General features: G+C 63.7%; 13 protein-coding genes and 1 pseudogene. 10 read left to right on the top strand and 4 right to left on the bottom strand.

What is annotated here, in order from left to right; genetic code table 11:
• Positions 1-13: 13 nt before the first annotated feature.
• From HL671_RS26465 to HL671_RS26450, 4 genes are all read right to left on the bottom strand, one after another.
• On the bottom strand, positions 14-556 hold the full coding sequence (locus tag HL671_RS26465) for an RES family NAD+ phosphorylase (protein WP_246705970.1): 543 nt from the start codon (positions 554-556) through the stop codon (positions 14-16).
• An 80-nt stretch (positions 557-636) separates the two neighbouring features.
• On the bottom strand, positions 637-1,299 hold the full coding sequence (locus HL671_RS26460) for a hypothetical protein (RefSeq protein WP_172240192.1): 663 nt from the start codon (positions 1,297-1,299) through the stop codon (positions 637-639).
• 86 nt (positions 1,300-1,385) lie between these two features.
• The gene (locus HL671_RS26455) at positions 1,386-1,694 is read right to left on the bottom strand and encodes a hypothetical protein (protein ID WP_172240189.1); all 309 of its coding nucleotides are present in this window, start codon (positions 1,692-1,694) and stop codon (positions 1,386-1,388) included.
• Positions 1,695-2,172: 478 nt separating this feature from the next.
• The gene (locus tag HL671_RS26450) at positions 2,173-2,781 is read right to left on the bottom strand and encodes an SOS response-associated peptidase (protein ID WP_172240186.1); all 609 of its coding nucleotides are present in this window, start codon (positions 2,779-2,781) and stop codon (positions 2,173-2,175) included.
• A gap of 303 nt (positions 2,782-3,084) precedes the next feature.
• On the opposite strand from HL671_RS26450, the gene HL671_RS26445 reads away from it, so the two are divergent.
• The 10 genes and pseudogenes from HL671_RS26445 to HL671_RS26400 all read left to right on the top strand — a co-directional run.
• Positions 3,085-4,575, top strand: coding sequence for a replicative DNA helicase (locus HL671_RS26445; protein WP_172240183.1), 1,491 nt, complete (start codon positions 3,085-3,087; stop codon positions 4,573-4,575).
• Between the two features lie 357 nt (positions 4,576-4,932).
• Positions 4,933-5,109 carry a hypothetical protein gene (locus HL671_RS26440; protein WP_172240180.1) on the top strand — a complete coding sequence of 59 codons (177 nt, stop codon included), beginning with the start codon at positions 4,933-4,935 and terminating at the stop codon, positions 5,107-5,109.
• A 202-nt stretch (positions 5,110-5,311) separates the two neighbouring features.
• Positions 5,312-6,238: a DUF3991 and toprim domain-containing protein gene (locus tag HL671_RS26435; RefSeq protein WP_172240380.1), complete on the top strand. Its 927-nt coding sequence runs from the start codon at positions 5,312-5,314 to the stop codon at positions 6,236-6,238.
• Positions 6,239-6,364: 126 nt separating this feature from the next.
• Positions 6,365-6,778, top strand: a complete 414-nt coding sequence (locus HL671_RS26430; RefSeq protein ID WP_172240177.1) for a hypothetical protein — start codon at positions 6,365-6,367, stop codon at positions 6,776-6,778.
• A 112-nt stretch (positions 6,779-6,890) separates the two neighbouring features.
• Complete coding sequence (locus HL671_RS26425) at positions 6,891-7,064, top strand: hypothetical protein (protein ID WP_205733541.1); 174 nt, start codon at positions 6,891-6,893, stop codon at positions 7,062-7,064.
• 195 nt (positions 7,065-7,259) lie between these two features.
• A complete protein-coding gene (locus HL671_RS26420; RefSeq protein ID WP_172240174.1) occupies positions 7,260-7,568 on the top strand; it encodes a DUF4326 domain-containing protein in 309 nt (102 codons plus the stop codon).
• 224 nt (positions 7,569-7,792) lie between these two features.
• On the top strand, positions 7,793-8,395 hold the full coding sequence (locus tag HL671_RS26415; protein ID WP_172240171.1) for a DUF1419 domain-containing protein: 603 nt from the start codon (positions 7,793-7,795) through the stop codon (positions 8,393-8,395).
• Positions 8,396-8,411: 16 nt separating this feature from the next.
• The gene (locus HL671_RS26410; protein WP_172240168.1) at positions 8,412-8,606 is read left to right on the top strand and encodes a hypothetical protein; all 195 of its coding nucleotides are present in this window, start codon (positions 8,412-8,414) and stop codon (positions 8,604-8,606) included.
• Between the two features lie 102 nt (positions 8,607-8,708).
• Positions 8,709-13,808, top strand: a complete 5,100-nt coding sequence (locus tag HL671_RS26405; protein ID WP_172240165.1) for a helicase-related protein — start codon at positions 8,709-8,711, stop codon at positions 13,806-13,808.
• Between the two features lie 295 nt (positions 13,809-14,103).
• Positions 14,104-14,409 (top strand): annotated as a pseudogene (locus tag HL671_RS26400) (ParB N-terminal domain-containing protein); the annotation flags it as partial.
• Positions 14,410-14,447: the final 38 nt, after the last annotated feature.

Genomic DNA, 14,447 nt, shown 5'->3' with positions numbered 1-14,447 from the left:
CGGTAAATCTCGATCAGATGATCGCAAGATCGAACGCGGTGATGATTGCGGCCAAGTCGCTGCGACACTCAACCAAACGCGGTGTTCCGTGGCCAGCGAGCTTCGGCAACGCTCTGTCGAATACGACGACGTTCGTTTCGCCGTTGAGCCGCGAGTCGTAGATGATCCCGTCGGGCTGCGCCTGGTGCGACCAGACGGCGCGCGACCAGGCGCGTCCCAGGTCCTGTGAGCGCGCACGAGCGACGTCGGTTGGAATGCCCATGCGAATAAGCCCGTCGCCACGAAAGTCGACGAGATTGAGCGGCGCCGCGACGCGGATCTCGGCGCAGGTCCAGGCTTCGAGCTCGCGCCATTCGATCGGAAACGTTTGAGTGCGCCCTGCACCGCGATCGCGAAGGATGGCTTCAACGAAGCATACTTTGACGCTGCTGCCGAGATAAACCACCCCGAAGCGTTCGGGAGGAACCAAACCGGTCTCCGGATCGCTGAATCGGCTAGGCCCGAAGCCATAGCCGAGCGGATCGCGAAACCGCGTCTGGTAGAGCCGGCGCCACAGCGCGCCGCGCCCGACCTCGGTTAGGACGAGCGGGCGCGACTCGAAACCAGGCGGCGGCAGCGGATCTGTCGGAGCTTTCGTCAGGGGAAGGCGCCCCGACCGGCCGACTCCGCAGCCGCCAGCACATCGGCGACCTGCCCCGCCCTGAGGGCCTCAAGCCCCGTGCGGCCGGCGAGCTCGCTGTGCTCTTCCAGCAAGAAACGGTACACCGACCACGGATGATCGCCGAGGGCTTCGAAGAGCTCTGGCAGGCTAGGAATCAACTCGCCGGACCCGCTGACCTGCCATTTTGGGAATCGGACGCCGCGCTTCGGGCCCTCAAGGCCCAGAACTTCATGGCGCCGGCGCTTCTTGTGCACCGTCTCCCGCGTCGCCCCGATCTCATCGGCGAAAGCATCGGCCGACAGCATGTCGGGGCTGTTCAGGATTTGCGCGACCCGCACCGATCCCCGCTGGCGTGCGGCTGCCAGCGCGACGTCGAGCTCGTCCGACGGCGCGGCTGCAACCTCCTCCACCGCAATGCGCGGAGTTGCGGCCGCCGGGTCGACCTCGACCGTCATGCGAACCGATTTGCCGGTCCGTTCCGCGCGCTTCACGGCGTCGACAAAGCCGGAGAGGAGACCGCGCGTGGTCTTCCGGGTGACAAAACCCGAGGCCAGCGATGTTGCAAATTTGAGCGTCAGCGGTTCGCGCCGACCAGCACGTCCGCGGGACTCGCCGCCCTTTTTCCGTGTAACCGGCATGAGCCACCTCCGACCCCCAATATGGGGGCTTTCGTCAGGTTCGTCAACTTTGTCAGGGGTGGCAAAATTACCTCGCCAGAGGACGCTTAGTTGTCGCACTTGCGGCAGAAACGGCTCTGATCTTCCGGCGGCATGTGGACGCCGTATCCGGTGGGTACGTAACCCAGCTCGTCGCAAAGATCGCGAAAGGCCGCCCGGCAACGCTCCTTTTTAGCCTCGGCGAGCTCGCACCGTCGTCCTTGCTCCGCGTCGGACACCCCTTTCGGGCGGCAAATCGGGCAGGTTGCGCGATGGATTGTCCGTTCCCAGGCCACCAGCGCCTCGACATAAGCGCGGTGCGCGGCGACGGCCTGCGTTTCCAGCCCCTTCTTGTTTTCGTTCCAGGCCCTGCCCATCTCTTCCCTCCCCGATGAGGACAATGTCTGCGGTACGCCCCCGCAAACGAACCCTCTCTGACTCTTGGTGATCGGGGAGTTGGAAAACCGCTGTTAGACGGCCCTGTGGCCTTTAGTTCGGGTGAACCTGTTGCATACGCCACAGGCTCCCCGACCATAAGGTCAAGGAGTGCGGTGCCGTCACGGCCGGCACCAACCGCTAACAGGGGTTTTCCAAGCCCCAGGGCGGCGCGTACCGCCCCGCCCGATTCATAACCGCTCGTCGGCCGGCATTCTAGGTCCCTTCGGCAAATGGCTGATTACGGATTGTTTCTGGTGCCGTCCAAAGGGAGGCGCCGGCCGGTCCTTTCGGCTCACGCTGGCGAGGGGCAATGGGCCGCGTGGTGATTCGCAACCTTCATCTTCGCCGCCGTCCATTGGCTTGGTGCGTCTGCCCCCCTCGCGTGCTGCACCGCGCTCGTATCAGAGGAACCGACGATCAGATAGCTCCCGCTTCATCTTTCCCCGGCCGCACGGTCTCGACTTGCAGGGAGCCTTCGGGCAGCGGTCGCAGCAAGTCCTTCTCTGGACGCGTCAGATAGATCCAGTGCGCCCAATCCGTTGGTCGTAGCACCACGACCTGTCGATCATGAAAGAGCTCGACGTCCGGCGCCGGCGATGTCGTCAACATGGTGAAGGCAGGCGCCTCATTGCCCTTCCCCTCGCGCCAAATGCCGGCAATTGCCATGAAAGCCGCATCCTTCAGCGTAAAGCGATGCTTTGCCTTCGGATATTTATTGCCCGTGAACTCGAAAAACGCAGAAGCCGGAATCAGGCAGCGATTGCTGTTTGCAAAGCGTCGGTTCTCGGAGCGGAAATTGAAAACCGGACCAGCACGAGGCCGCGGAGGCGGAAATCCAAAGTTCATCGCCACCAGCTCGATGCCGTTGCCCGCCGCCCGCATCACAGGACCGAGATCGTTGATTCGAATGTCGTCGGAAACCGGAAGATCACGTTCCGACTGTTGTGTCGGGGTGCCGAGCTCCAGCGTCTGCATCATTTTGCAGTATTCACCCCACAAAATGTGCTGCTCATAATCGTTGCACATGGTTCCACATACATATGTGCGTTTGAGCATTCTTGAAGCGTGCAGTTGGGCGTCACCCCTTCGGGGTCGGGCTGGCGGCTGCGCGGAAGCCCCGAAGCGGGTCTTCCCCCTTGCGGGCGGCCATCCCTGACGCGAAAGAGCACAATGTCGCTAATTCCAGACCAGCCCCAGCTTAACGATTGGATTTGCTGTCCCAACCGCTAAACTTCGCCCGACAAATCCGATTCTGTCGGTGCTTCTCCCGCATGATCATCTGTGCCGCGTAGGTCCTGCACGTCAATTGGTCTCGGGTCACAGACAAACATGGCGGAAGCCGCATTCAAACTCGCAGCACCGGCCGGCTCGACATACCGCGAGCTGCCGCAAAACATTGAGGCTGAGCAGGCGTTGCTTGGCGCCATCCTCATCAACAATGACGCCTATTACCGGGTTGTCGACTTTCTGAAGGCGAACCATTTCTTCGAGCCCCTGCACGGCCACATTTTCGAAGTCATGGGCGAATTGATCCGCTCCAACCGGGTCGCCAATCCGATTACGCTGAAGGCCTTCCTTCCGACGACGATTGAGATAGTAGGCTTCTCCGTCGCTCAGTATCTCGCGCGCCTGGCGGCGGAAGCGACGACGGTCATCAATGCCCCCGACTACGGCCGGACCATCTACGATCTCGCCGTGCGACGTGAATTGATCAAGGTCGCCGAAGACATGCTCAGCAGCGCATTCGAAGCGGCGGTCGATAGCGCGCCGCAAGAGCAGATTCAGCATGCCGAGCAGCTCCTCTATGAGATCGCGGAAACCGGCCGCTATGGCGGAGGCTTCGAGACGTTCGAAACCGCGCTCGACAGCGCCATAGACAGAGCGGCGCAGGCTTATGAATCCGACGGCAAGCTCTCGGGGCTGGCAACCGGGCTGAAGGATTTGGACGCCAGGCTCGGTGGTCTTCAACCGACCGATCTCATTGTCGTCGCAGGGCGGCCCGGCATGGGAAAGACCGCCCTCGCCACCAATATCGCGTTCAATGTCGCAAGCGCCTATGATTCGACACGGCAGGTCGACCGCGCGCCGCAGCCCACCGCCGGCGGCATCGTCGCTTTCTTCTCCCTGGAGATGTCGTCGGAGCAGCTTGCGACGCGGGTGCTCGCCGAGCAGGCCGAGATTTCCTCCTCCAGCATCAGGCGCGGCGAAATCGGCGAGACCGAATTTAACCGGCTCCTCGACCGGCGCCAGAAAATGCGCCGGATACCCCTCTTCATCGATCAGACCGGCGCTATCTCGATCGCCCAGCTCGCGGCGCGAGCCCGCCGCCTGAAGCGACAGCGAGGTCTCCACCTCATCGTCGTCGACTACATTCAGCTCATGCAGGGCAAATCCGCGCGCGCGGCGCAGAACCGTGTGCAGGAGATCACCGAGATTACGACGGGGCTGAAAGCGCTGGCCAAGGAGCTCAACGTCCCGGTCATCGCGCTATCGCAGCTCTCACGCGGTGTCGAAAACCGCGATGAGAAACGCCCGCAACTCTCCGATCTTCGGGAGTCCGGCTCAATTGAGCAAGACGCCGACGTCGTGATGTTTGTCTATCGCGAAGAGTACTATCTCAAGAACAATGAACCGAGGCCCGGCACCGACGAGCATTTCACCTGGGAAGCCGAAATGCGAGAGGCGCGCGGCAAAGCGGAGGTGATCATCGCTAAGCAGCGGCACGGCCCGACAGGGACGGTGGCGATGACGTTTCAAGGAGAGTTCACCCGGTTTTTCGATCTGGCGAGCCAGAACCAGTTGCCGCAGCGATCTGACTAGCCGACGCGGCTTGAGCCGCGCTTCGCGAGATACGGATCTCTTTCATTCGCAGCGATCAATCAGCAGGAGCCGTCCTCGTCTCAAAAGGACAGCGCGGATGTCGCATGACGTTGCGTGGGCGAAGCATCGTTCGTTGAGACCGTGACATTCGGGGCCCTGCTTCCGGGAAAGGACCACCCCGCTCTCGAATGGGCTTTCCTTGGTCCGGGCGCGGCCTTCCACGATCAACCCGCGAGGGGTTCGCTACGCAAGCGTGCGACCTCTTCGGCTGCGCCTGCGAGGTGACCGCGACCGTGCCCGAACACATCGGCGCCTGTCGAGCGGGGATGGTCCCCGCACCAAGACGGGAGCCTCACGATGTCTCAGAATCTCACCCTCGCTCAGGATCACGCCCTCGATCTCGCCCGCACGCTCATGGTGCCGGTGACGCTGTTCGAGGTTGACGGCGCGTTCGGCGTGATGCCGACGGCGGAGCTCGAGCAGGATGAAGTGACAGTCATCCACGAATACGACCCATGGACCCCGGCTCATTGAGCCGGGAGACCGGTGCCGCTGGCGCCTTGCCGCAGGCAAGGGAAGCTGCGCCGCGGCTGGAATCCAACGTGTTGGACCGCTTGTCATCGCGCCCTTGCCTCCGGCAGGCTTCGCGGCCGGTCGGTCCCGTTCCGAGCCTGTGGAACCAGAAGAACCAACCGAAGAAAGGACCGGGTGGCGGCAGCGCGCCCGGTGTGAGGATATGGAGAAGAACGATATTGAAGAGCTGCGCACCAAGGTGACGTGCGCAGCCGTGCTTGAGAAAGATGGTTGGAAGATCGACCTCAAGGAAAGCACGCGGCGCGCGCTCAAATATCGGCGTGGGGCCGACATCGTCATCGTGATTCACGAAGGTCGCGGTTGGTTTGATCCATTGTCGTCGGCCAAAGGCGATGTCTTCGATCTGGCTGAGCATCTCGGCGCCAAGGGTTTCCCCGAGGCTTGCGATCGTATCGCCGGCCTGGTCGGGTTCGTCCCGACAGCGCCGGTCTGGACGCAAGCTCCGAAACCGACGCCGATGGTCTCCATTGCCAGCCGTTGGTCCCGCCGCTCATTGCCCAGACCGGGCTCCGCCACCTGGCGGTATCTCGCCGGCGAGCGCTGTATTCCCGATAGCGTGATCGCCGCAGCCGTCGCTCAACGCTGCCTGCGGGAGGGACCGCAGGGCAGCATGTGGGCTGCGCACCACGACCTCGCCGGCCATGTCATCGGCTGGGAAGAGCGTGGTCCGCATTGGCGCGGCTTCGCCACCAATGGGAGCAAACAGCTCTTCCGCCTCGGCCCGATCGGCGCCCTGCGGATCTGCGTCACCGAGGCCGCGATCGACGCCCTGAGCCTCGCTGCGATCGAGGTTCTGCGCTCCGACACCCTGTATGTGAGCACGGGCGGCGGCTGGTCGCCGGCAACGGACCAGGCGATCCGCAGTTTAGCGAGGCGCGCTGACGCCCGGCTTGTCGCCGCGACCGACAACAACCGGCAAGGCGACGTCTATGCCGATCGAATTCACGCCATTGCGGCGGAGGCGTCAGCTCTCTACGCGCGATCGCAGCCGCGTGCAGGCGACTGGAATGAGGATCTGAAGAATCTGGTTGCACGACTGGAGAACGAATTGGCTCAGGTCAGCGCATAGGTCGATGCCGCCTGCCAGTCGGTGCGTCAAGGGAAGCTTCGCCCGCGTACCGCGGCCCTTGACCCACCGAACCGGAGAGGCGGCCGCCCCGAGGTGTTTGCAACACCCAAAGGGAAGGATCGACCGATGCCTCTGTGGACCATCGAAACCACCTATCGCCTGCCGGTCTATCGGCACAAGACCTACGAAGCGGGGACACTGGCGCAAGCCTGTCGGCTCGCCATTGAGGACGATGATTGGGATCACGAAAAGCGCGATTACGAGTCGGCCGGCGAAACCCATGTGACGGGAATCTGGTCCGGCGCAGACGCCGCCTATTCCGGCGCAGCGCAACCGATCCCCTCACACTACACCGAGACCGCGGAGCGGATCGCAAAGCAGTTCGAGGTGTTGCTCGGTCTCGTCAAGGTTTTGGCAAGTCCAGGTGGGACGCCGCCCGATCCAGTCTTCTGGCGCGAACGCGCCCAACCGGCGATCGCCAAGGCGGAAGCCATTCTCGCTGGAGCGCGCGATCCCGATAGCGAGGGAGGCGCATCGTGACGGAGTACAATGTGAAGATCGGATTCTGGCTGCGCGCCTATGACGGTTTCAAGTTGAAGCGGCCACGGACGCCGAGGCGATCGAGAAAGCGAAGACCGCCGCGAAGGCGGCCATGACGTTCGTGGCGCATCCTGAACACATCGACCTCGACGAGCGGAGGGAAGGCGTCATCGCCTTTATCGACCGCGTTACCCAGGACGGTAGGCAAACCGTGATCGAGGACGTCGCATTCGACGACGATCGCATCCATCCGGTTGCGGACGATGCCCACGGCGGCCAGCGATAGTTTCAGCGAAACCGCGCTCGCCCGTTCGTAACCCTGCTGGCCATCGCAACCTGACCCATAGCTTCGGAAAGCGCTGGGCGCAGCCTCTCGCCTGTCAACGGGCAAGCCGTTCCCGCATCGCAGGCGATGCGTGACAGGCGAAGCCTGTCTGCGCCTGGCCGCTGATCCATCGCAACGGGATCAGGAGCGAAGACGATGTGCAAGGTTCTCAACAAGCATCATTCGGGTGTGCCGGCGGGCGCCGTCTATATCGATCGAGGCTCGCGATGGGGCAATCCATTCCGGATCGGCCCGGATGGCGATCGCGCGGCTGTCATCGCGAAATACGAGCGCTGGCTCGCCGACCAGCACGATCTGTTGCGCGCCCTCGACGAGCTACGCGGCCGCAACCTCGTCTGCTTCTGCGCGCCACGGCCATGCCATGGCGATCTTCTCCTTCGGCTTGCCAATGCGACGCGCGAAGAGCGCATCGCCTGGTGGCGAGCGCTCAAGGCGGCCGCGTGATGCCCGCGCGGCCAGCCGAAGAAACAGGAAATGGGAAATGGGGGATGAACCGCTGCCGCATGCCCGGCCGGCGCGTCAAGGGTAAAGCTTCGCCCGCGTGCCGCGGCCCTTGACCCGCCGGACCGGAGAGGCGGCCGCCGGAAAGGTGTCAAGAAGGACTGAAGTGATGAGGGATCAGACGGATTGCTCGCGCATCAGTCCGGCCAGGCCAAGAGGAGCCGCCGATGCACACCTTACCCACAATCCGCAAGATCTTCGAAGGCGTCGCCACGCGCGCCGAGATGTTTCGCATGTTCAACCGCCATCGCGGCGATCCGGCCGTGGTCGAGAGCGATGCCGAGCACCTTTTCGCCGGCGAGTGGTTCGAGATCGCCGAACGCGAGCATGATTACATGCTCGAGATCCTGCCGCCGCTGTGGATGCGCGCCGACATGTTCGCGATGCGGGAGTTCATGACGGACAACGTTACCAGTATCTTCTTCGCGTTACTGGTCGACGGCCGCAAGCGCTTCTTCCACGCTTATTGCAATCTATTCGATAAGGGCTCGGTCGAGCGCATGCGCGCTGCGATCATCGCGCGTGAATCGCGGCCGGCGAAGGCGATGACGCGGGATGAGCGTCTCGAACACATCTGGTCGAGCACCCATGACGACTATCGCGGCTATGCCGGCAAAGGCTGGCCGGCGCCTCTGCAGGGCCGGCGTACGGTTCTCGTCTATTGCGGCGGCCTTGGCACCGTTCTCAAGCCGCTTTGCGATCTGACAGACGACGAGATCGCGGCCAAACTGCCTGTACAATTGCGCCATCTCCCGGCGCTCGCGGCGTAACCACGGGAGCGCTCCCATGCAAGGCAGCTACGACCGGCTTCGCGTCCATGTCTTCGCATCATGGCGCGACGTTGTGCGGGCCGCGAACACCCGCATCGCCAAGAAGCATCGCCGCGGCCTGACGATGAGAGAAGCACGCAAGCGCTTCTATCGCGAGATGCTCGGATGCCACCAAAGGCATCAGGAGCTCGTTCGCACCTTCCGGCTCTGAACCCCGACCAGGGCCGCTCCCCTTCCATCCCGGCACGTCTCGCATCCCGCCGCACAAGGCGGCGGGACGATGACGCGCGCCTTCATCTCAAGGAGACTTCCAATGGCGCAAGATGATCCCTTTACCCTCGATCTCTTCGGCAGCACCGCGCTGTCATCCGGTCTCGGCCTCGGCGTAACCGCCTTCGCCGATGGCCCAGCGGCGGGCCCAGACGGGGACGATCCCGCCCCGTCGGCAATCACGCCCGCGAGGCCTGTCACGGCAGTCGCGCGCGCGACGTCATCCGCACACCGCGAACGCGGAATGAACTTTCATCTCGCCGGCGACCGCGTACTGGCAAAAGGCTGGAAGGACCGCGCTCGCGACAACATCGCGGCGATCCGGCTTGCTGCGGCCATTGACGCTGGCGCGCGTCCCGCGACCGCTGATGAGCAGGCGCAGCTCATACGCTTCACCGGCTTCGGTGCCTCCGACCTCGCCAACTTTGTCTTCCGCCGCCCTGGCGAGACGGATTTCCGGAGTGGATGGGAAGCGATCGGCGAGGACCTGCAGGACGCCGTCGGTGATCTCGACCATGCTTCGCTTGCCCGTTGCACGCAGTATGCCCACTTCACGCCGGAGTTCATCGTTCGCGCGATCTGGGCCGGCTTGCAGCGGCTCGGCTGGCGCGGTGGCCGCGTGGTCGAGCCCGGCATTGGCACGGGTTTGTTCCCGGCGCTGATGCCGGAGGGGCTGCACGAGGCTTCGCACGTCACCGGCATTGAGCTCGATCCCGTGACGGCGCGCATCGTGCGGCTACTGCAGCCGCGGGCGCGCATCATCGTCGCTGATTTTGCGCGAGCCGAATTGCCGGCGAATTTCGACCTCGCGATCGGTAATCCGCCGTTCTCCGATCGGACCGTGCGGTCGGATCGTGCGTATCGATCCATGGGTCTGCGACTGCATGATTACTTCATCGCGCGAGCGATCGACCTGCTGAAGCCGGGGGCGTTGGCCGCTTTCGTCACGAGCTCGGGCACGATGGACAAGGCGGATACCGCCGCACGCGAGCATATCGCCAGGTCGGCCGACCTAGTCGCCGCGATCCGGTTGCCCGAAGGCAGCTTTCGCGCAAGTGCCGGCACCGATGTGGTCGTCGACATCCTGTTCTTCCGCAAGCGCAAAATCGGCGATGCGGAAGGCGATCTATCGTGGCTCGATCTCGACGAGGTCCGACCGGCAACGGCCGACGAAGGCGCGATCCGCGTGAACCGCTGGTTCGCGAAGCATCCGCATCTGGTGCTGGGCACTCACGCCCTCACTTCCGGTCCCTTCGGTGAAACCTACACATGCCTTCCTCGCGTCGGCGATGACCTCACAGTCGCCATCTCGGCCGCGGTCTCTCTCCTCCCGGAAGCCGTTTATGACGGCGAGCCGGAGATGATCGATGCACATCTGGAGGCGCTCAGCGATCCCGGTGCCGATCTGCCATCCGACCGGCATGTGCGGGAGGGCAGCTATTTCTTCGACAAGGCCCACGGGTTGATGCAGATGGTCGACGGCCAGCCGGTCCCGATCAAGGCCCGGAAGGGCCGCAGCGCCGAGGGCATTCCGGAGAAATATGTCCGCATCGTCCGAAAGCTGATCCCGATCCGCGATGCAGTTCGCGAGGTGCTGAAGGCGCAGGAGCACGACCGGCCGTGGAAAGACGCGCAGGTCCGGCTGCGCATCGCCTGGTCGAATTTCGTGAGCGATTTTGGCCCGATCAATTTCACGACGGTCTCTTTGACCGAGGATGAAGAGACCGGCGAGGTGCGCGAAACGCACCGCCGCGCCAACATCCAGCCGTTTCTCGACGATCCCGATTGTTGGCTGGTCGCCTCGATCGAGGACTATGACCTCGAGACCAATACCGCGAAGCCAGGCCCGATCTTTACCGAGCGGGTGATCGCGCCGCCTTCCGCGCCCGTGATCGCCAGCGCGGCCGATGCGCTTGCTGTTGTTCTCAACGAGCGTGGCCGCGTCGATGTCGATCACATCGCCGAGCTCTTGCATCGCGATTGCGACGATGTTGTTGCCGAACTCGGTGGCGCCATCTTCCGCGATCCGGCTGACGGGTCGTGGCAAACCGCTGACGCTTATCTGTCCGGTCCCGTGCGTGATCGGCTGAAGGCCGCGGAGGCTGCCGCGGCGCTCGATCCGGCCTACGAGCGCAACGTCACCGCGCTGCAGAGCGTCCAGCCCGCCGATCTTCGCCCGTCCGACATCACCGCACGGCTTGGCGCGCCGTGGATTCCCGCGGCCGACATCGTCGCCTTCGTCAAGGAGGCGATGGATGCCGAGATTAAAATCCACCACATGCCCGAGCTTGCCTCATGGACCGTGGAGGCGCGCCAGCTTGGGTGGATGGCCGCCGGCACCTCGGAATGGGGTACTGACCGCCGACATGCTGGTCAGCTTCTCTCGGATGCGCTGAACAGCGCCATTCCGCAGATCTTCGATATCGTCAAGGATGGCGAGAGCGAGCGACGCGTTCTCAATGTCGTTGATACCGAGGCGGCAAAGACCAAGCTGCAGAAGATCAAGGACGCCTTCCAGCGCTGGATCTGGTCCGACCCTGATCGGACCGACCGGCTGGCGCGGGTGTATAACGATCGCTTCAACAATATCGCCCCACGAGCCTTCGATGGGTCTCATCTGAAGCTCCCTGGCGCCTCTGGCGCCTTTGTTCTTTATGGGCACCAGAAGCGCGGCATCTGGCGCATCGTCTCGGCCGGTTCGACCTATCTCGCCCACGCCGTCGGCGCCGGCAAGACTATGACCATGGCGGCCGCGGTCATGGAACAGCGCCGACTGGGCTTGATCGCCAAGGCCATGCTCGTCGTTCCCGGCCACTGCCTGGCGCAGGCGGCGCGCGAATTTCTCGCGCTCTATCCCAACGCTCGCATCCTCGTCGCCGACGAGACCAACTTCACCAAAGACAAGCGGCATCGCTTCCTGTCGCGTGCGGCGACGGCGACCTGGGACGCGATCATCATCACGCATTCTGCGTTTCGCTTCATCGGCGTGCCGTCGGCCTTCGAGCAGCAGATGATTCAGGACGAGCTCGAGCTCTACGAGACGCTGCTGACCAAGGTTGAGAGCGAGGACCGCGTCTCGCGCAAGCGGCTCGAGCGGTTGAAGGAGGGCCTGCAGGAGCGGCTCGAATCCCTTGCCACACGCAAGGACGATCTCCTGACGATCTCGGAGATCGGCGTCGACCAGATCATCGTCGACGAAGCGCAGGAGTTCAGGAAGCTCTCCTTCGCCACCAACATGTCGACGTTGAAGGGGATAGACCCCAACGGCTCGCAGCGCGCCTGGGACCTCTATGTGAAGTCGCGCTTCGTCCAAACGAAAAACCCAGGCCGGGCGCTCGTCCTCGCCTCCGGCACGCCGATCACCAACACGCTTGGCGAGATGTTCTCCGTGCAGCGCTATCTCGGTTACGCTGCGCTGCTCGAGCGTGGACTGCACGAGTTCGATGCCTGGGCCTCGACCTTCGGCGACGTGTCGACCGAACTCGAGCTCCAACCCTCCGGCAAATACAAGCCGGTTACGCGCTTCGCCACCTTTGTCAACGTCCCGGAGCTGATCGCCATGTTCCGCTCCTTCGCGGACGTGGTGATGCCCGAGGATCTGCGGCAGTATGTAAAGGTGCCGGCGATCTCGACCGGCCGACGCCAGATCCTGACCGCGAAGCCGACCGATGCGTTCAAGCGCTACCAGGTGCTGCTCGACGCGCGCATCAAGGCGATTGAGGAGCGCGACCGTCCGCCGGAGCCGGGCGACGATATCCTGCTCTCAGTCATTACGGACGGCCGCCACGCCGCGATCGACCTGCGCCTGGTCGACTCGGATAACGACAATGAGCCGGAGAACAAGCTCAACAAGCTGATCTCCAACGCCTTCCGCATCTGGCAGGAGACGGCGGAAAACAGCTATGTGCGCCCCGACGGCAAGCCGTTCGAGCTTTCCGGCGCCGCGCAGATGATCTTCTCAGATCTTGGCACCATCAACGTCGAGAAGACGAGAGGTTTCTCCGCGTACCGCTGGATTAGGGACGAACTGATCCGCATGGGCGTCCCAGCCGGCCAGGTCGCGTTCATCCAGGATCACAAGAAGACTGAAGCCAAACAGAGATTGTTCGGCGATGTGCGGGCCGGCAAGGTTCGGTTCCTGCTCGGCTCGTCAGATACGATGGGCACTGGCGTCAATGCGCAGCTCCGATTGAGAGCGCTGCACCATCTCGACGTGCCGTGGCTTCCGTCGCAGATCGAGCAACGCGAAGGCCGCATCGTGCGACAGGGCAACCAGCACGATGAAGTCGACATCTTCGCCTACGCGACCGAAGGCAGTCTCGATGCGCAGATGTGGCAGAACAACGAGCGGAAGGCGCGCTTCATCGCGGCCGCATTGTCCGGCGACACCTCGATCCGTCGGCTAGAGGATATGGGCGAAACCCAGGCGAACCAGTTCGCCATGGCCAAGGCAATCGCCTCGGGGGATCCGAGACTGATGCTGAAGGCGGGTCTCGAGGCCGACATCGCGCGGCTCGAACGTCTCCGCGCCGCCCATATCGACGGCCAGCACGCGATCCGACGCCAAATTCGCGACGCGGAGCGCGACATCGAATTCTCGACCCGGCGCATCGCGGAGATCGGCCACGATATTGCGCGTCTCGTCCCGACCACGGGCGAGGCCTTCGCAATGAGCGTGACGGGCAGGCGCTACGCCGAGCGCAAAGAGGCGGGACGTGCGCTGCTGAAAGAGATCCTCACCCTGGTCCAGCTTCAGCAGGAGGGCGAGACCATGATCGCTTCGATCGGCGGCTTCGATCTCCAATATTCCGGCGCGCGCGTCGGCCGCGACAGCTACCGCTACGCGACTGCGCTGATGCGCACCGGCACCGATGATGAGATCGATCTTCCGGTGACGGTGACGCCGCTCGGCGCGATCTCGCGGCTCGAGCATGCAGTGGCCGATTTCGAGGGTGAGCAGGAACGTCTTCGCCAACGTCTCACGGATGCGCGCCGCCGCCTGGCCGCCTACCAGTCGCGGGAAGGCGGCGACTTCGCCTTCGCCGCCGAGCTTACCGACAAGCGAAGGCAGCTTGCCGAGGTGGAGAAGGCACTCGCCTCGGACGTCGCGGGCGCGGACGAAGCGAAAGCGATCGCGGCCTAGGCGAGCCTCCGCGCGCGGCGTTGCGCCGGCGTCGCAAAAAGCAATCGAACCGAAAAAGGAAAAAGGCCTCGCAGGGCACTCGGGCCGCCGACGCAGCCTCAACCGCCGCCTCCGCGATCCCGGCCGCGGCGCCCGGCGCAGGGCTGTCAGCCCCGCTTGGTCGCCGGGCAGGGATGCTCGCCGGCAGTTGCGCCGGCCACTCGCGCCCTGCGGCGGCGCAGGGGTCTTCGAGAAGAAGACGAAGAAGGACCGGCGAAATGGCGCGGTCCGCAAGCCCTGAAATGGAGATCATCCCATGAAACTGATCAAGGTCGACCCGCGTGCGCTCACGGAGAATCCCGATCCGACGCGCCGCACCAAGTCCACGCCGCAAAGCGACGCGTTGCTGCTCGCAACCGTGAAGGCCGTGGGTATCATCCAGCCGCCGATCGTCACCGCGCAGCGCGGTCGGGGCAATGGCTTCACCATTGAGATCGGTCATCGCCGCGTTGCGCAGGCGATTGCCGCGAAGCTCGACGAGATTGAAGTGCTTGTCGCCGATCCCGACGAGGAGAAGGACGCGCTGCGCAGCCTGATTGAAAACGTTGCGCGCGAACCGCTGTTAGGTTCTGTATCGCAACTGTCCTCTTAGAGTCGTAG

The organism is Bradyrhizobium denitrificans, assembly GCF_013179005.1.
In the GTDB taxonomy this organism is placed as follows: domain Bacteria; phylum Pseudomonadota; class Alphaproteobacteria; order Rhizobiales; family Xanthobacteraceae; genus Bradyrhizobium; species Bradyrhizobium denitrificans.
The sequence above is the reverse complement of the archived record's forward strand: the minus strand, read 5'-3'. Positions and strand labels throughout refer to the sequence as shown.

Coding starts and splice junctions, on each gene's coding strand:
- HL671_RS26460 (WP_172240192.1), bottom strand. CDS start 1,299: ATGCCGGTTACACGGAAAAAGGGCGGCGAGTCCCGCGGACGTGCTGGT.
- HL671_RS26455 (WP_172240189.1), bottom strand. CDS start 1,694: ATGGGCAGGGCCTGGAACGAAAACAAGAAGGGGCTGGAAACGCAGGCC.
- HL671_RS26450 (WP_172240186.1), bottom strand. CDS start 2,781: ATGTGCAACGATTATGAGCAGCACATTTTGTGGGGTGAATACTGCAAA.
- HL671_RS26445 (WP_172240183.1), top strand. CDS start 3,085: ATGGCGGAAGCCGCATTCAAACTCGCAGCACCGGCCGGCTCGACATAC.
- HL671_RS26440 (WP_172240180.1), top strand. CDS start 4,933: ATGTCTCAGAATCTCACCCTCGCTCAGGATCACGCCCTCGATCTCGCC.
- HL671_RS26435 (WP_172240380.1), top strand. CDS start 5,312: ATGGAGAAGAACGATATTGAAGAGCTGCGCACCAAGGTGACGTGCGCA.
- HL671_RS26430 (WP_172240177.1), top strand. CDS start 6,365: ATGCCTCTGTGGACCATCGAAACCACCTATCGCCTGCCGGTCTATCGG.
- HL671_RS26425 (WP_205733541.1), top strand. CDS start 6,891: ATGACGTTCGTGGCGCATCCTGAACACATCGACCTCGACGAGCGGAGG.
- HL671_RS26420 (WP_172240174.1), top strand. CDS start 7,260: ATGTGCAAGGTTCTCAACAAGCATCATTCGGGTGTGCCGGCGGGCGCC.
- HL671_RS26415 (WP_172240171.1), top strand. CDS start 7,793: ATGCACACCTTACCCACAATCCGCAAGATCTTCGAAGGCGTCGCCACG.
- HL671_RS26410 (WP_172240168.1), top strand. CDS start 8,412: ATGCAAGGCAGCTACGACCGGCTTCGCGTCCATGTCTTCGCATCATGG.
- HL671_RS26405 (WP_172240165.1), top strand. CDS start 8,709: ATGGCGCAAGATGATCCCTTTACCCTCGATCTCTTCGGCAGCACCGCG.